Source organism: Agrobacterium tumefaciens (assembly GCA_025560025.1).
Taxonomy (GTDB): domain Bacteria; phylum Pseudomonadota; class Alphaproteobacteria; order Rhizobiales; family Rhizobiaceae; genus Agrobacterium.
On sequence record CP048486.1, the window covers coordinates 941426 to 958809 of the forward strand.

The window sequence follows — 17384 nt, forward strand, 5'->3', positions numbered from 1 at the left end:
GTCTCCAAAACAGAAATCCCGGCGCGAAGGCCGGGATCCCAATCTCATATTTTGGCTGAATTACTTCAGGCCGTCGATAAGTGCCTTAATCGGCTCCTCGATCGCAGGACGAATATCGCCGCGCTCCAGAGCGAAGGCGACGTTGGCGAGGATGAAACCATCCTTTGCACCGCAATCGAAAGTCTGGCCGCGGAAATGATAGCCGGAAAATTCCTGCGACTTGGCGAGCGTCAGCATGCCATCCGTCAGCTGGATTTCATTCCCGGCGCCGCGCTCCTGATTTTCGAGAATGTCGAAAATCTCCGGCTGAAGGATGTAGCGGCCGTTAATATAGAAATTCGACGGCGCCGTGCCCTTGGCAGGCTTTTCGACCATTTCAGTGATCTTGAAACCTTCGCCAACGGTGTCGCCCACGCCGACGATACCGTATTTATGCGTCTGGTCGGGAGCGCATTCCTGCACGGCGATGACGTTGCCGGCGGTCTGGTCGTAAAGTTCGACCATGCCCTTCAGGCAGCTCTTCTGCGAGTGCATGATCATGTCAGGCAAAAGCACGGCGAAAGGCTCATCACCGACGATGTCACGCGCGCACCATACCGCGTGGCCAAGGCCGAGCGGCACCTGCTGGCGCGTGAAGCTTGCCGTGCCCGCCTTGGGCAGAAGGCCGGCCAGCAATGTCAGCTCGGCATTCTTGTTGCGCTCACGCAGCATCTGTTCGAGTTCAAATTGAATATCAAAATAATCTTCGATGACCGCCTTGCCGCGGCCGGTAACGAATACAAAATGCTCGATGCCCGCTTCCGCCGCCTCATCAACGACATATTGAATGACAGGCTTGTCGACGACGGTGAGCATCTCTTTCGGAACCGCCTTGGTTGCGGGCAGGAAACGCGTGCCGAGACCTGCGACCGGAAATACGGCCTTCCGAATTTTCTTCTGTTCTACCACATATCCCTCCTGAGAGATAAAACTTGATCACAATCCCCGCACGCTGTTGTTATTTCAAAAATAACAACGTTTTGTAAAGGGTGACGCTACCATCTATTAATGGTAAAGAATTTGTTGACGTTCTTTTGTTATCCATGATGACGCCCGATGCGTTTTCGCAATCGAAATGACATTCGAGAGAACGAAAGACTGACGATGACAAAGATGATCCTTTCAGGTGTCCGCAAATTCGGCTGCATGATGGCTGCAGGTCTGGCAATCTCGCTGGCGCCCGTTTCTGCTCACGCAGATGCGGGGTTCAGACAGTGGATCAACCAGTTCTACGCAACAGCCGCGAAAGAAGGCATTAGCAAGGCCACATATCAAAAGGCCTTTGCCGGCGTCAGCGAGCCGGACCCGGACGCGCTGCGCAAGGCAACTTTTCAGCCGGAATTCACCACCCAGGTCTGGGATTATCTCGATTCCCGCGTTAACCCCTATACGGTGCGGATCGGTCGGGAAATGAAGATGAAGCATGCAACGACCCTCAACTGGATCGAGCGCAACTTCAATGTCGACAAACACATCATCCTCGCCATCTGGTCGATGGAATCGAATTACGGCGCCGTTCTCGAAAAGCCGGAGCGACTGCACAATATTCCGCAGGCGCTGGCCACGCTCGCCTATTCCGACCCCAAGCGCGCCAAATTCGCGCGGACACAATTGATCGCCGCGCTCAAAATCCTGCAGGCCGGCGATGTGACGCCAAAGCAATTGACGGGTTCCTGGGCAGGGGCGATGGGCCACACCCAGTTCATCCCGACCAGCTATCTGCTTTACGCGGTGGACGCCGACGGCAACGGCAAGCGCGATATCTGGCACTCGGTTCCCGATGCGCTGGCAACCGCTGCCAATCTTCTTTCCAAGAACGGCTGGGAGCCCGGCCGCACCTGGGGTTATGAGACCGCCGTACCGCGTGGCGGCGCGCGTTATGAAGGCCAGACGAAGACCGTTGCCGAATGGGCAAAGCTTGGTTTTACCCGTCCGAACGGGAAGAATTTCACACGCGGCTCCGACCGCGCCATGCTGAAATTGCAGGGGGGCGCAAACGGCCCCGGTTTCCTGATGATGAAAAACTTCTTCACCATCAAGAAGTACAATGCATCGGACAGCTACGCGCTGGCAGTTGGCCTGCTTGCGGACGAAATTGCCGGTTATGGCGGCATGCAGCAGAAATGGCCGCGTCCGGACGGCACGCTCGATATTCGTGAAAAATTCGAACTCCAGACCCGCATGAAGGAACTGGGTTATTACGATGGCGAAATCGACGGCAATTTCGGCTCCGGGTCGAAGGCCGCAATCAGCGCCATCCAGTCGCGCATGGGCATGGAAAATGACGGCCAGCCGTCGCAGCGATTGCTGAGAGCCCTGCGCAATTAATAATGTGCCGGCGAATTCGGCGACGGTCGTTACCGCCGCCGAGCCATCCGGAAAGGTCGATGCCATGAGTAGGAAACCTGCGGCGAAAAGCGGAAAGACAGGTTGGCGTGTCTGCGCCATCATCCTTTGTGCTGCGCTGTGCACGCCGCTCGTCCCTTCCCAAAGCTTCGCCCAGGAACAGCGGCGTACCCTGTTCGAAATGCTGTTCGGCAGGCCTGTAGGCCGGGAGGATGCGCCCAGCCGCGAATACCAGCCCCGCAACCGCCGGGATTTCCCATCAGCCCCACGCGAAAGAGCCGTCACTCGCCCGCAACCCGCGAGAAAAGCGCCGTCGGTGGTTCAGATGCGAACCATAAAACCGGAACCCGCCGCCAAACTTGAAAATGCAAGGCGCGTGCTGGTCGTCGGCGATTTTCTGGCCGGCGGCATGGGGGAGGAACTGGTCAACGCCTTTGCCAGTTCACCGGCAATCGCCGTCGATGTGCGGGCAAACGGCTCCTCAGGTCTCGTTCGCACTGATTATTACGACTGGTTCGCCAATCTGCCGCAATTCATAACCGAGACCAATCCGGCGACGATCGTCATCATGATGGGATCGAACGATCGCCAGCAGATGCAGATCGGCGATATCAGGGAAAAATTCGGCACCGATGTCTGGTTCAAGGAATATGAACGGCGGATCGATGAACTTCTGACTATTGCGGGCCGCAAGAAGGTGCCGCTGCTATGGGTTGGTCTGCCCGCCTTCCAGTCGCCCTCGCTCACAGCCGATCTGGTCGGCTTCAACCGGCTTTATCGCAGCCATGTCGAGAAATATGGCGGCGAATTCGTGGATGTGTGGGACGGCTTCGTCGACGAGGCGGGGAAATTCGTCATTACCGGTTACGACATGAACGGTCAGCAGGCCCGTCTGCGCGAAGCCGATGGCGTCGGCATGACAAGCGCCGGCAAGCGCAAGCTTGCTTTTTACGTCGAGAAATTCGTGCGCCGGCACCTCGACAGCGCCGGCCCTGATCTCGTGAAACTGGACGGCAGCAACCTGCCAGCGCTTACTTCGCTGCCGGCGCTTGGCATCGACGCGGGACAGGTGCGCACGCAACCGATCAGCCTTACCGATCCGGCGCTTGACGGCGGCGACAAGCTGCTTGGCGATACTCCGGTGACAGCAGGACCGACACGCGTATCGGTGGTGGAATCACCACGCGAGCGGCTGACCAAACGCGGCGAGATGGCCGATGCGCCGGCAGGCCGCATCGATGATTACCGCATCGTCCCGGATACGGCACAGGCCAGACAATAGGCGCTACATCACCAGCATGAGAGCCCGTCAGGGCGTAATGTTTAGGCAATCCGAAAATGGCAGGATAAGTGAAGCTCTGCGGGAGCGCGGCCTATAACCGCGTTTTTGCAAGGCGATATCTCTTCGTTACATCCACGAAGCTGTTGTTTTATTTCATGCGCGGCCCTGCGGGGAAAGCGCGCAGACATTGCCGAGAACACGTCATGCGCCTGCTGCTTGTTGAAGACGAACGCGAAATGGCAGCAGCCCTGTCCGCCGCCCTGCACCGGTTCGATATCATCGTCGATAATGTCGGGACGCTCGACCTTGCCCGCCATGCGATCATGGACGGTGTTCACGATCTTGTCGTGCTTGACCGGCAACTGCCCGATGGCGACGGCATCGAACTCATAGAAGATCTGCGCCTGCTGCCCGTCACCCCGCCCGTCATCGTGTTAACGGCGCAGGGAACACTTGCAGACCGGGTGAACGGTCTCAACCTTGGAGCGGACGATTATCTTGGCAAGCCCTTCGCCGTCGAGGAGCTTCTTGCCCGTATCCGCGCCCTGATGCGCAGACCGGCAGGCGCGGTAACGATGACGGCGAGACTGGGCAAGCTGGAATTCTGCTTCGAAACCCGGGAAGTGCGCATCAAGGGGGAGTTTATTCCCCTGACCAGACGTGAACTGCTTATTCTCGAAGCCCTGTTGCGTCGGCAGGGCCGAACGGTGCTTCGTTCGGTGCTGGAGGAGGCCGTCTATAATTTCGACGATGAAATCCAGTCCAATGCGCTTGATTCCCATATTTCACGCCTGCGCCGCAAATTGCAGGCGGCGGATGCGGGCCTTGAGGTCCACGGCATTCGCGGTGTTGGTTATCTTCTGAGAGCGGCCGCATGAAGCTGGCCAGACGGAAATCGCTCAAACATCGCCTGACAATTCAATTGCTGCTGTTCCAGATCGGCAGCCTTTTCATCGTCAGTGCGGCCTTCGTCGCTTACCTGTCGAGCGGCGGCGCAGGCAGCGCCCTGCTCAGCCCCCAGGCAGCCCAGATCACCGCCAATGCAATCATGCGGGACAAGGATGGCCGGCTGAGACTGGAAGAAACAGAGGAGTTTGCCGCGCTGCGCAACGACATGCCCGATTTCTGGTTCGTTGCGGTCAGCGAAAAAGGTGAAATCGTGCAGGGCGGGCCGGTACCGGAGGTCTTCAGCAATATGGATCAACAGCTTAGCGACATCAAAGTTTCGGATGTGCGCGACGCGGCATTGTCCTATTCCTATCTCGCCGTCGTGCGCATCGCCGTCGTTCGCCGTGCTTCGGGGCCGGCTGGTGAATTCGTCATGATCGGCAAAGGCGGCCCGTTCAGCATGACATTCCCGGTCCTGCTGTTTTCCAACATATTGATCATGCCCATCCTCATTCTCATGTCCATCGTGACGATCGTGACCATTCCCTGGATCATCCGCAGGGAATTTCTCGCCCTTTCCGCCATTGCGCATGCGGCGGAAACCATCGATATCGACAGACGCGGATATCGATTGCCTGACAGTAATATTCCACAGGAAGTGCAGCCGCTCGTGCATGCCGTCAACGGCGCGCTGCAGCGGTTGGACGATGGTTATGAACGGCACAAGCGTTTCATTCTCGATGCCGCCCATGAATTGCGCACCCCGGTCGCCATTCTCCAGACCCGCGTTGAAACGCTGCTCGACGGGCCGGACCGGAGCAGAATATTGGCCGATGCCAGCCGTATCGCCGTGCTTGCCGAACAATTGCTCGATCTGCAGCGACTTGGCGGGCAAAAGGCGCCCCTTATCCCGCTTGATCTTGTCGGTCTTTGCCGGTCGGTCGTGGCGGACATGGCGCCGCTTGCGATTTCTCAAGGATACGGGCTTTCATTCGAGCCAGAGGAAGAACCGATCCTCGCCCTTGCGGATGACGCCTCGCTGCAGCGCGCCCTTATGAACATCGTGCAAAACGCCATCGAACATGGCGGCAATCGCGGAACCATCACCATAAAAGTCGGGGCCAACCGTGTGATAGACATATCCGATGAGGGTCAGGGAATTCCCGAAGAAGACCGGGAAGCCGTGTTCGACGCGTTCCATCGGTTAAGGCCCAAAGATCGCGGCACCGGACTCGGTCTCAACCTCGTACAGGAAATCGTCCGATACCATGGCGGAGAGATCACCATTGGTGATTCACCTACCGGCGGCGCCTCCTTCCGCATCAGCCTACCCTATTGCTGAAACGATCTCATTTTCGGAAACACGTAATGTCATTGCAATTTTAAGGCGCGATATAGTGTCCGTCGCCTGAATGCGAGACCTTCGTTGCATTTCGGTTCTCCAGTCAAACAAAAGGCCTGTTGTGCAACACAACAGGCCTTTCTGTTTTCGGATGGCGGCCTGCGCCGCATCGTCTGGCTCAGCGCGGCAGGACGGTTGCGCCCATCAGCGCCTCGTCGATTGCGCGTGCCGCCTGGCGGCCTTCACGGATGGCCCACACAACCAGCGACTGGCCACGACGAACGTCGCCCGCCGCCCACAGCTTGTCGACCGAGGTTCTGTAGTCCGTCTCATTGGCGACCACATTGGTAGAACCGCGACGATCGGTATTGAGCGTCAGCTTGCCATTCATTTCCTTCAGCACGCTATCGGTGAAGGGGCCGGAGAAGCCGATGGCGATAAAGGCGAGATCAGCCTTGATGATGAATTCCGTGCCGGCGATGGGCTTGCGGCGATCATCCACCTGACAGCACTTCACACCGGTCAGAACGCCATCTTCACCAACGAATTCGAGCGTGGCGACCTGGAACTCGCGGATGGCGCCTTCAGCCTGCGACGAAGAGGTGCGCATCTTGGTTGCCCAGAAAGGCCAGACCGCGAGCTTGTCTTCCTTTTCCGGCGGCATCGGGCGGATGTCGAGCTGCGTGACTTTCACCGCACCCTGACGGAAAGCCGTACCGACGCAGTCAGACGCCGTATCGCCGCCGCCGACAACGACGACGTGCTTGCCGCCGGCGAGGATCGGATCGGCAGGCCAGCCGATGCTGTCGATGTTTTCGCGGCCGACGCGGCGGTTCTGCTGCACGAGGTAAGGCATGGCGTCGTAAACGCCGTTGAAATCAGCGCCGCCGATACCGGCCGGGCGCGGGGTTTCCGAACCGCCGCAATAAAGCACGGCATCGTGGTCGGCCAGAAGCGTCTCGACCGTCACATCCACGCCGACATTGACGCCGCAATGGAAGGTAACGCCTTCGCCCTTGATCTGCTCGACACGGCGATCGATGAAGTTCTTCTCCATCTTGAAGTCAGGAATACCGTAACGCAGCAACCCGCCGGGCTTCGATTCACGCTCGTAGACATGCACTTCATGACCCGCGCGGCCAAGCTGCTGTGCGGCGGCCATGCCCGAGGGGCCGGAACCGATGACGGCAACTTTTTTCCCGGTGTGGATTGTCGCCGGCTTCGGCACGATAAAGCCCAGCTCATAGGCCTTGTCGGCGATGGCCTGCTCGACGGTCTTGATCGCGACCGGTGCATCCTCGAGGTTCAGCGTGCACGCCTCCTCACAAGGCGCGGGACAGACGCGGCCGGTGAATTCCGGGAAGTTGTTGGTGGAGTGGAGGTTGCGGATCGCCTCTTCCCAGTTGTTGTTATAGACCAGATCGTTCCAGTCGGGGATCTGGTTGTGCACGGGACAGCCGGTCGGACCGTGACAATAGGGAATGCCGCAATCCATGCAGCGTGCCGACTGCTTCTGCACCTCGGCATCCGACATCGGAATGGTGAATTCGCGGAAATGGCGGATGCGGTCCGATGCGGGCTGATACTTGCCCACCTGCCGGTCGATCTCCAGAAAACCTGTAACCTTGCCCACGTTTATGTCCTCACATCAAAGCGGAGCGCCTGTCGGGCCCCAGTACCAGTAAGCGAAACCAAAAGCCGCCCCCAGCACGATGAACTCAAATCCGGTCTCGCCGCTCGTCCAGTAGATCGCCGTGGGAACGGCGACCGCGATCATCAGCGAGACCAGTTGGTGTAGTATCCTCACGCGGCGGATTACTCCGCCGCCACGCCCATGCGCATGCGCTCCATTTCCTCAAGCGCACGACGGTATTCGACCGGCATGACCTTGCGGAACTTCGGACGGAACTCGCTCCAGCGGTCGAGTATATCCTTGGCGCGCGACGAGTTTGTGTAGTGGAAATGGTTGGAGATCAGCTGGTAGAGACGCTCCTCATCGTGGCGCGTCATGTCCTCGGAAACGTCTACACGCCCCTTGTGCATGAGGTCGCCGCCGTGATGGTGCAGCTTCTCCAGCATGTCGTCCTCTTCCGGAACCGGCTCCAGCTCGACCATGGCCATGTTGCAGCGGGTGGCGAAATCGCCCGTCTCATCGAGAACATAAGCCACACCGCCGGACATGCCGGCCGCGAAGTTGCGGCCCGTTTCGCCGAGAACGACCACGATACCACCGGTCATATATTCGCAACCGTGATCGCCGACACCTTCGACAACCGCGACCGCGCCGGAGTTACGCACCGCGAAGCGCTCACCCGCGACACCGCGGAAATAGCATTCGCCGGTGATTGCGCCATAAAGAACGGTGTTGCCGACGATGATCGAGTTTTCCGCGACGATGCGGGTGTTTTCCGGCGGGCGCACGATGATGCGGCCACCCGACAGACCCTTGCCCACATAGTCGTTGCCGTCACCCACCAGATCGAAGGTGATGCCGCGTGCGAGGAACGCGCCGAAGGACTGGCCCGCCGTCCCCTTGAGGGTGACGTGGATCGTATCGTCCTTCAGACCCTTGTGGCCCCAGCGCTTGGCAAGCGCACCCGAAAGCATGGCGCCGGCGGAACGGTCAACGTTCTTGATCGGCACTTCGAACACGACGGGCTCGCGGTTTTCCAGCGACGGCAGCGACTTCTCGATCAGCTTGCGGTCGAGAATGTCGTCAATCGGGTGCTTCTGGCGCTCGGTCCAGAAGGTCGCCTCCTTGGGAGCTTCGACCTTGTGGAAGATGCGGCTGAAATCCAGCCCCTTGGCCTTCCAGTGCGCCAGCATCTCATCCTTCTCCAGCAGTTCGGAAGCGCCGATGATCTCATCCAGCTTGGTAACACCAAGCGAGGCGAGAATTTCGCGCACTTCTTCAGCCACGAAGAAGAAATAGTTGATGACGTGTTCCGGCGTGCCCTTGAAGCGCTTGCGCAGAACCGGATCCTGCGTCGCGACGCCGACCGGGCAGGTGTTGAGATGGCACTTGCGCATCATGATGCAGCCGGCCGCAATCAGCGGCGCGGTGGCAAAGCCGAATTCATCCGCACCGAGCAGCGCGCCGATGATGACGTCGCGGCCCGTCTTCAGGCCGCCATCCACCTGCAAGGCGATGCGCGAACGAAGGCCGTTCAGCACCAGAGTCTGCTGGGTTTCGGCAAGGCCGATTTCCCACGGTGAACCGGCGTGCTTGAGCGAAGTCAGCGGCGACGCACCCGTGCCGCCATCGAAACCGGCAATGGTGATATGGTCGGCGCGCGCCTTGGCGACACCGGCCGCAACCGTGCCGACGCCGACTTCCGACACCAGCTTCACCGAAACATCGGCTTCCGGGTTGACGTTCTTCAGATCGTAGATCAGCTGCGCCAGATCTTCGATAGAGTAGATATCATGATGCGGCGGCGGCGAAATGAGGCCGACGCCCGGCGTCGAATGCCGGGTCTTGGCAACGGTCGCATCCACCTTATGGCCGGGCAGTTGGCCGCCCTCGCCGGGCTTGGCACCCTGCGCCACCTTGATCTGCAACATATCGGCATTGACGAGATATTCCGTCGTCACGCCGAAGCGGCCGGAGGCGATCTGCTTGATGGCCGAGCGTTCCGGGTTCGGCTTGCCGTTCAGGAGCGGCATGTAACGGTCGGACTCTTCGCCACCTTCGCCGGTGTTGGACTTGCCGCCGATGCGGTTCATGGCAATCGCAAGCGTGGTATGCGCCTCGCGGCTGATCGAGCCGAAGGACATGGCGCCCGTCGAGAAACGCTTGACGATATCGACCGCCGGTTCGACGTCATCGATGGAAACAGGCTTGCGGCCGAGCGCTTCCGCCGACTTGACCTTGAACAACCCGCGAATGGTGTTCATGCGCAGCGCCGTCTCATTCACCATGCCGGCGAATTCGCGGTAACGCTCCTGGCTGTTGCCGCGCACGGCGTGCTGCAGCGAGGCAACCGCATCCGGCGTCCAGGCGTGGCTTTCGCCGCGCATGCGATAGGCATATTCGCCGCCAATATCGAGCGTATTGGCAAGGATCGGGTCCTTGCCGAAGGCGGCCGTGTGGCGCGTCACGGTTTCTTCCGCAATCTCCGTCAGGCCAACGCCTTCGATCGAGGTGGCGGTGCCGAAGAAATACTTCTCAACGAATTCCGAAGACAGGCCGATGGCGTCGAAAATCTGCGCGCCGCAATAGGACTGGTAGGTGGAAATGCCCATCTTGGACATGACCTTGAGGATGCCCTTGCCGACCGCCTTGATGTAGCGATAGACGACTTCGTCCTCGGAGACTTCCTTCGGGAAAGCGCCGTGCTTGTGCATGTCGAGCAGGGTATCGAAGGCGAGATAGGGATTGATCGCCTCGGCACCATAACCGGCCAGCAGGCAGAAATGGTGGATTTCGCGCGGCTCGCCGGTTTCGACGACGAGACCGACCGAGGTGCGCAGGCCCTTGCGGATCAGGTGATGGTGCACGGCGGCCGTCGCCAGCAGGGCGGGGATCGCAATGCGGTCCGGGCCGAGCTGGCGGTCGGAGAGAACGATGATGTTGTAACCGCCGCGAACAGCCGATTCCGCACGCTCGCACAAGCGGTCGAGCATATCTGGCATGCCTTCGGCGCCGCGCTCCACATCATAGGTGAAGTCGAGTGTCTTGGTGTCGAAACGGTCTTCCGTGTGGCCGATGGAGCGAATCTTTTCCAGATCGCCATTGGTCAGGATCGGCTGGCGCACTTCCAGACGCTTGGCGCGGGCGGCACCTTCATGGTCGAGAATATTCGGACGCGGACCGATGAAGGACACGAGGCTCATCACCAGTTCTTCGCGGATCGGGTCAATCGGCGGGTTGGTGACCTGCGCGAAGTTCTGCTTGAAATAGGTGTAAAGCAGCTTCGACTTTTCCGACATGGCCGAAATCGGCGTATCGGTACCCATGGAGCCAATGGCTTCCTGACCGGTGGTCGCCATGGGCGACATCAGGAGCTTCGTATCTTCGCTGGTGTAACCGAAGGCCTGCTGACGGTCGAGCAGCGACACGTCGCGGCGCAACGCGCGCGGTTCAACCGGCTTCAGCTCTTCGAGGATGAGCTGCGTGCGGTCGAGCCACGTGCGGTAGGGGTGCTTGGCGGCAAGCTCGTGCTTCACTTCCTCGTCGGAAATGATCGAACCCTTTTCCATGTCGATCAGCAGCATCTTGCCGGGCTGCAAACGCCACTTCTTGACGATGCGCTCTTCCGGCACCGGCAGCGTGCCGGCTTCGGACGCCATGATGATGCGGTCATCATCGGTGACGAGATAACGTGCCGGGCGCAGACCGTTGCGGTCGAGCGTCGCGCCGATCTGCTTGCCATCGGTGAAGGCAACGGCGGCCGGGCCGTCCCACGGCTCCATCAGCGCGGCGTGATATTCGTAGAATGCCTTGCGTTCGGCCGACATGGACTGGTTGCCGGCCCAGGCCTCGGGGATCAGCATCATCACGGCATGGGCCATGGAATAACCGCCGCGCACGAGGAATTCGAGCGCATTGTCGAAGCAGGCAGTGTCCGACTGGCCTTCATAGGAAATCGGCCAGAGCTTGGAGATATCGTCGCCGAACAGCGCCGACGAAACGGATGCCTGACGCGCCGCCATCCAGTTGACGTTGCCGCGCAGCGTGTTGATTTCGCCGTTATGGGCGACCATGCGGTAGGGATGCGCGAGCTTCCAGGACGGGAAGGTGTTTGTCGAGAAGCGCTGGTGCACCAGTGCAACCGCGGATTCGAAGCGCGGATCCGCCAGATCCTTGTAATAGGCGCCCACCTGGTAGGCGAGGAACATACCCTTGTAGACGATAGTCGAGGAAGACAGCGATACGGGATAAAAATCCTGCGTCTCCTTGCCGCCACCCTCGTCATAGATGCGGTTGGACAGTACCTTGCGGATCAGAAACAGCTTGCGCTCGAAATCGGCATTGGTGGCAGCGTCACGCCCGGCGCCGATGAAAACCTGAACATGGTGCGGTTCGGTTCCGGCAATATCCGGGGCCTTGGAGAGCGATGCATTGTCAACAGGCACGTCACGGAAGCCGAGGAACTGCTGCTCCTCCTCGCCGATGACATCGACGATCACCTTCTTGTAGTGCTCGATGCGGGACGGATCGCGCGGCATGAAGATGTGGCCGACGGCATATTCACCGGCCTTCGGCAGCGTCACGCCCTGCGCCGCCATTTCCTCACGGAAAAAGCGGTCGGGGATCTGCACGAGAATGCCCGCGCCGTCACCCATCAGCGGATCGGCGCCGACTGCGCCACGATGTGTGAGATTTTCGAGAATGAACAGGCCGTCCTTGACGATCTGGTGCGACTTCTGGCCCTTCATATGGGCCACAAAGCCGACGCCGCAGGCATCATGTTCATTGGCGGGATCATAAAGACCCTGCTTTTCCGGCAAGCCGCCCGCGAAACGCCCCTTCGCAGAAACGGGTGCGGCCGCAGCCGCGGTGGGACAGTCTGTGGTCAGGGTTGCGGCGGCGATCTCTGCCTGCGGCTTGTTCGTCATTTTTGTCCCTCCTGCAATATTACCTGCATGGTTTCATGCGAAGATCCGGCTCGACGCGAATTTTTGCTTCCCGCAAAATCCACACTCAACCCGGCTCGATCAAATTTAGGACAGCAAAGCTGTCTCAATTCGTGAGAATTTTGGCAGAAACCGGTGGATTTAGCAAGGGTACGAATCCAATTAGTCGAACTACCGTTTTGCAGCGAAGTTTCGATACTGACCTATTGCGCGAAACTTTCTTGTCTCAAAGCGGGCCGACCCGTTGCTTTCATTGCCGGATTTGCCAATCGCCACGTTAGGTCCTAGAACTTTTTTCGGTCATCGGTCACGCCTTACCAAATCGAACCCCAGCCATCGGAAAGCCTTCAGAGATGTTTTTTGCTTCAGACAATTGGGCCGGCGCCCATCCGGCCGTCAACGAACGGCTTTCGCGGGAATCCACCCGGTTTGCCGCCGCTTACGGCACCAGCGAACTCGATCTCTCCATCGAAAAGCGCTTCAACGAGATTTTCGAGCGCGAGGTGGCTGTGTTCTTCGTCGCAACAGGCACGGCGGCCAACTCGCTTTCGCTGGCAAGCATCGCCCGCCCCGGCGGCCTGACCTTCTGTCACTCCGAAGCGCATGTGATCGAGGATGAATGTGGCGCACCGGATTTCTTCTCCGGCATGCGTATGGTCGCCGTAGAGGGACCGAACGGCAAGATGCTGCCGGAAAACCTGATCGAGCGCATTGCGCGTTATCCGCAGGACGCAGTCCATCACGGCCGCGCCGCAGCCATCACCATGACGCAGGCGACCGAGGCCGGGACCGTCTATACGCTCGATGAAATCGACGCCATAGCCAAAATCGCAAAAGACAACGGCCTGCCGCTGCATATGGATGGCGCACGTTTCGCCAATGCGCTGGCCGCGCTCGGTGCCACGCCCGCGGAAATGACCTGGAAACGCGGCGTCGACGTCCTGTCTTTCGGCGGCACGAAAAATGGCTGCTGGTGTGCGGAAGCCATCGTCTTCTTCGATCCCTCGCTCGCCCGGGATTTTTCCTTCCTGCGCAAGCGCACCGCCCAGCTTTTTTCCAAGTCGCGCTTCATCGCCGCGCAGTTCGAGGCCTATCTGCAGGACGACCTGTGGCTCGGTCTCGCCAGCCACGCCAATGCCATGGCCAACCAGCTGCGCGCCGGTTTCGCGTCGCTGAACAGCGCCCGCCTTGCATGGCCGACCCAGGCCAATGAAGTGTTCGCCATTCTGCCAAAGGCAGCTGCGGAAGCAGCGACGGAAAAAGGTGCAAAGTTCTACGACTGGCTCGAGCCGCGCGACATGCCGGAAAAGGTCGGCAAGGATGAAGTGCTGATCCGCATGGTCACCAGCTTCGCGACGACCGAGGCCGATGTCGACGAATTCCTGTCGATCTGCGCCGCCGTTTGACAAACATCAGGGCGTCGCATCGCGACGCCCTCACACCTCCTGCAGCCGGTAACCCACACCGGTTTCCGTCAGAATATAACGGGGCTGATCCGGGATCTTTTCGATCTTCTGGCGAAGCTGGCGCACATAGACCCGCAAATATTGCACGTCGGTCAGTTCATCCCACACATGCTCCAGCAGGAAGCGGTGCGTCAGCACCTTGCCCGCATGCTGCACCAGAACCCTGAGGATGTCGTATTCCTTGGGCGAGAGTTTCACCTCGCGGTCCTCCACCTTCACAATGCGCCTGACGAGATCAACCGACAGGTCCCCGGTCTGAAACACCGGCCTCTCCCCTTGGGTCTGCAATCGATGGCGCAGGGCGACGCGGATGCGGGCGACGAGCTCATTCATGCCGAAAGGCTTGGTGATATAGTCATCGGCCCCCAGTTCCAGCGCCTTGACGATACCCGCCTCATCCGTGCGGCTGGAAAGGATGATGACCGGCAGCGCCAGCCCTTCGCCCCGCCATTTCGCCAGAAGATCATGTCCCGACATATCCGGCAGGCCGAGATCGAGAACAACGAGATCAGGCTTGTCCTCACGCATCAGTTCCATCGCAACACGGGCGTTCATCGCCTCGCTGACCGCATAATCCTGCGTCGAGAGACCAACCCGCAGAAGCTTGCGGATAGGCGGCTCGTCATCGACGATCAGAATGCGGACGGCGGAATTGGTCATTCCCGATCTCCTCTGGCGGTGGCGTGAATGATTCTCTCCTGAAATCGCGCCCTAATCATGATCTAGCACAGGTGCCTCGGTGGGAGCCGGCAGGCTTATCGTGAATTGCGCGCCTGAGCGACCCGGTCTGTTTTCCGCACGGATCGACCCGCCCATGGCCTCGATGAACCCCTTGCAGATGGAAAGCCCGAGACCCGTCCCGGCCTGCACATGGTCCACCTTGCGCACCCGGTAAAAACTGTCGAAGACCCGTTCCGTATCATCAGGCGGAATACCCGGTCCCGCATCTGCCACGGACAGGACGATATTCTTGCCCTGCCGCCAGCCGCGAATCTCGATAATCGTGTGTTCGGGCGCGTATTTGGCCGCATTGTCGATGAGATTGAACAGGACCTGTTCGAAAAGCACGGGATCGACCTTCAGCATTGGCAGGTCGGAGGGAATATCCAGAACGATTTCATGCCTGACGACGATTTTTGCCGCGCGCGAAAGTGCGGTTCCAATCATGTCGCCGACGAAATGCAGACCGTAATTCGGCTCCATCGCACCCGAGCCGATCCGGGTCATATCAAGAAGATTGGAGATGAAGCGGTTCAGCCGTTCGGATTCCTCGACGATCGTCGACAGCAGTTCGGCGCGCGCATCCGGCGGGATGTCCTCAGCGAAATCCTTTAGCGTTCCGGCCGAACCCAGAATGGCCGCAAGCGGCGTCTTGAGATCATGGGAAATGGATGTCAGCAGCGCCGTGCGCAGCCGGTCGGTTTCCGCCGCAAGCCTTGCCCGGTCGACATCCGAGACAAGCTGAATCCGCTCGATGGCAAGTGCCGCCTGATCGGCCAAGGCATCGAACAGCCGTTGCTGTTCCGGCGTCAGAAGCGGACCGAGCCGGTCATCGTCCAGCCCCACCACACCGACGGCCCCGCTGCCGGTGCGCAGGGGCAGATAAAGACGTTTGGCGCCGGGAAGCGTATCCGCGCCCCTGCCCGCAGCCTTGTTGTGCTCCCAGGCCCATTGCGCAGCGGCAATATCGGCATCCACCAGCGTATCATCAGGCGGATATCCCGCCTTGACCGTGATCGTATTGTTTTCCGGCAAAAGCAGAACGATCCGGACCTTCAGCATCGAGGCCATCTGGAAAGCGGCCGCCCACAGCACATCGTCCAGCGTTCCGGTTACCGAAAGCTTCTTGGAGAACAGATATAGATCTTCCGTCGTTCGCGCCCTTGCCCGCGCGGCGGCGGCCTGCCGTTGCACCGCCGCCGTGAGGTTGGAAGCGACAAGCGCCACACCAAAATAAAACAGCAGCGCCACGACACTTTCCGGATCGCGAACGGTCAGCGTGTAACGCGGCTCAAGGAAGAAAAAATTGAATGAGAAAGCGCCAAGCAGGGAAGCATAAAGCGCTGGTCCCAGCCCGCCGCGTACGGCGGCGGCCAGAACCGCCATCAGGAACACCAGCGCCAGATTTCTGACGTCGAGCGTCTGGTCGAGCACGATGCCGGCCACGATTGCCAGGCAGACAAACAGGGTGCTGTTAAGATAGGGCCATATGGAAGGATGCGATTGCGCCGAGGCCGGCTTTGCGGCCTGACCCGGCTTCTCTTCCTTTTTATCGCCGGAAATGACGTGAACGCTGATATCGCCCGCATGATCAATCAGATCATGCGTCAGCGAGCGCTGAAAAATCCGCTGCCACCACGATTTTCGCGGGCGGCCGATGATGATGTGAGTGAAATTATTGGCGTTGGCGTAGGAGATGATCTCGCGTGTCAGGTCGAGCGCCGGCAGGGTCACCGTCTCACCACCGAGCTGCTGGGCGAGCCGCATGGTGCCGGCCAGCCGGTCCTTCTCCACCTCTGACAATTGTTGAGACCGCGGCGTATCGAGATGCAGCGCCGTCCATGGTGCGCGCAGACGATCTGCCTGCCGGCGGGCATAACGCACCAGCCCGGGACCGTTGCCGCCGTGATCGAGACAGACCAGCACCCTGTCTCCCGCAGCCCAAGGGCCGGAAATGGCGTGGGACTGCATGTGGTTGAGCAATTGCTCGTCCACCCGCTGCGCGGTGCGCCGCAGCGCCAGCTCGCGCAGCGCCGTCAGATTGCCGCGCGAAAAATAGTTCTCGATAGCGCGCCGCGCCGTGCGCGGCATATAGACCTTGCCATCCTGCAGGCGCTTTATCAGATCGTCGGGGGTGATATCGATGATTTCGACATCGTCGGCCCGGTCGATAATGCTGTCCGGCACCGTTTCGCGCACACGGATACGGGTGATCTGCGCCACCACATCGTTCAGACTTTCGACATGCTGGATGTTGAGGGTCGTATAGACATCGATGCCCTGCGCCAGAATTTCCTGAACATCCATATAACGCTTGGGGTGGCGGCTGCCGGCGGCATTGGTGTGGGCCAACTCATCAACAAGGACCAGAGCCGGGCGACGGGCGAGAATGGCATCGAGATCCATCTCGTCCAGCACCTGGCCACGATAGTCGATATTCCGGCGCGTAATGATCTCGAAACCGTGCACCAGCGTTTCGGTTTCCTTGCGACCATGCGTTTCCACAACACCGATGACGGTGTCGACACCCTCCGCCAGCTTCGCCCGCCCCGACATCAGCATTTCATAGGTCTTGCCGACACCGGGTGCCGCGCCCAGAAAAATTTTCAGCCGGCCCCGCGCCTCGCGCCGGGCGTTTTCCAAGAGCGCATCGGGCGATGGTCGGCTCGGCATATCGCGATTGTCGTCAGGCATGAAACCGATCACCAATAATCGAGGCTAT

11 protein-coding genes are annotated in these 17384 nt (G+C 59.7%); 5 read left to right on the forward strand and 6 right to left on the reverse strand.

All coding sequences use genetic code 11. The features are described 5' to 3' along the window. Positions 1-60 precede the first annotated feature (60 nt). Positions 61-948 carry a UTP--glucose-1-phosphate uridylyltransferase GalU gene (galU, locus tag FY152_18340; GenBank protein UXS34111.1) on the reverse strand — a complete coding sequence of 296 codons (888 nt, stop codon included), beginning with the start codon at positions 946-948 and terminating at the stop codon, positions 61-63. Between the two features lie 195 nt (positions 949-1143). Here galU and FY152_18345 point away from each other — a divergent pair, with 195 nt between their 5' ends. From FY152_18345 to FY152_18360, 4 genes are all read left to right on the forward strand, one after another. Continuing rightward, positions 1144-2367 carry a lytic murein transglycosylase gene (locus FY152_18345; GenBank protein UXS34112.1) on the forward strand — a complete coding sequence of 408 codons (1224 nt, stop codon included), beginning with the start codon at positions 1144-1146 and terminating at the stop codon, positions 2365-2367. A 64-nt stretch (positions 2368-2431) separates the two neighbouring features. After that, a complete protein-coding gene (locus tag FY152_18350; GenBank protein UXS34113.1) occupies positions 2432-3667 on the forward strand; it encodes a DUF459 domain-containing protein in 1236 nt (411 codons plus the stop codon). A gap of 203 nt (positions 3668-3870) precedes the next feature. Continuing rightward, positions 3871-4545, forward strand: a complete 675-nt coding sequence (locus tag FY152_18355) for a response regulator transcription factor (protein ID UXS34114.1) — start codon at positions 3871-3873, stop codon at positions 4543-4545. Continuing rightward, positions 4542-5897 (forward strand): HAMP domain-containing histidine kinase, encoded by a 1356-nt coding sequence (locus FY152_18360; GenBank protein UXS34115.1) that lies wholly within the window; start codon positions 4542-4544, stop codon positions 5895-5897. The genes FY152_18355 and FY152_18360 overlap by 4 nt, the downstream gene beginning before the upstream one ends. Positions 5898-6075: 178 nt before the next feature. Here the strand turns inward: FY152_18360 and FY152_18365 are convergent, their stop codons facing one another. Genes FY152_18365 through gltB form a run of 3 tightly spaced genes read right to left on the reverse strand, consistent with a single transcriptional unit; the run spans position 6076 to position 12458 of the window. After that, positions 6076-7530, reverse strand: coding sequence for a glutamate synthase subunit beta (locus tag FY152_18365; protein ID UXS34116.1), 1455 nt, complete (start codon positions 7528-7530; stop codon positions 6076-6078). A 15-nt stretch (positions 7531-7545) separates the two neighbouring features. Further along, a complete protein-coding gene (locus FY152_18370) occupies positions 7546-7704 on the reverse strand; it encodes a hypothetical protein (GenBank protein ID UXS33296.1) in 159 nt (52 codons plus the stop codon). 8 nt (positions 7705-7712) lie between these two features. Beyond that, positions 7713-12458 carry a glutamate synthase large subunit gene (gene gltB / locus FY152_18375; GenBank protein UXS34117.1) on the reverse strand — a complete coding sequence of 1582 codons (4746 nt, stop codon included), beginning with the start codon at positions 12456-12458 and terminating at the stop codon, positions 7713-7715. Positions 12459-12829: 371 nt separating this feature from the next. Between gltB and FY152_18380 the strand changes: the two genes are divergently transcribed. Then, positions 12830-13882 (forward strand): low specificity L-threonine aldolase, encoded by a 1053-nt coding sequence (locus tag FY152_18380; protein UXS34118.1) that lies wholly within the window; start codon positions 12830-12832, stop codon positions 13880-13882. Positions 13883-13912: 30 nt separating this feature from the next. Here FY152_18380 and FY152_18385 read toward each other — a convergent pair whose 3' ends face one another. Together FY152_18385 and FY152_18390 are read right to left on the reverse strand one after the other, a co-directional pair. Beyond that, the gene (locus FY152_18385; GenBank protein UXS34119.1) at positions 13913-14602 is read right to left on the reverse strand and encodes a response regulator transcription factor; all 690 of its coding nucleotides are present in this window, start codon (positions 14600-14602) and stop codon (positions 13913-13915) included. 51 nt (positions 14603-14653) lie between these two features. After that, positions 14654-17356 (reverse strand): sensor histidine kinase KdpD, encoded by a 2703-nt coding sequence (locus FY152_18390; GenBank protein ID UXS34120.1) that lies wholly within the window; start codon positions 17354-17356, stop codon positions 14654-14656. Positions 17357-17384 lie beyond the last annotated feature (28 nt).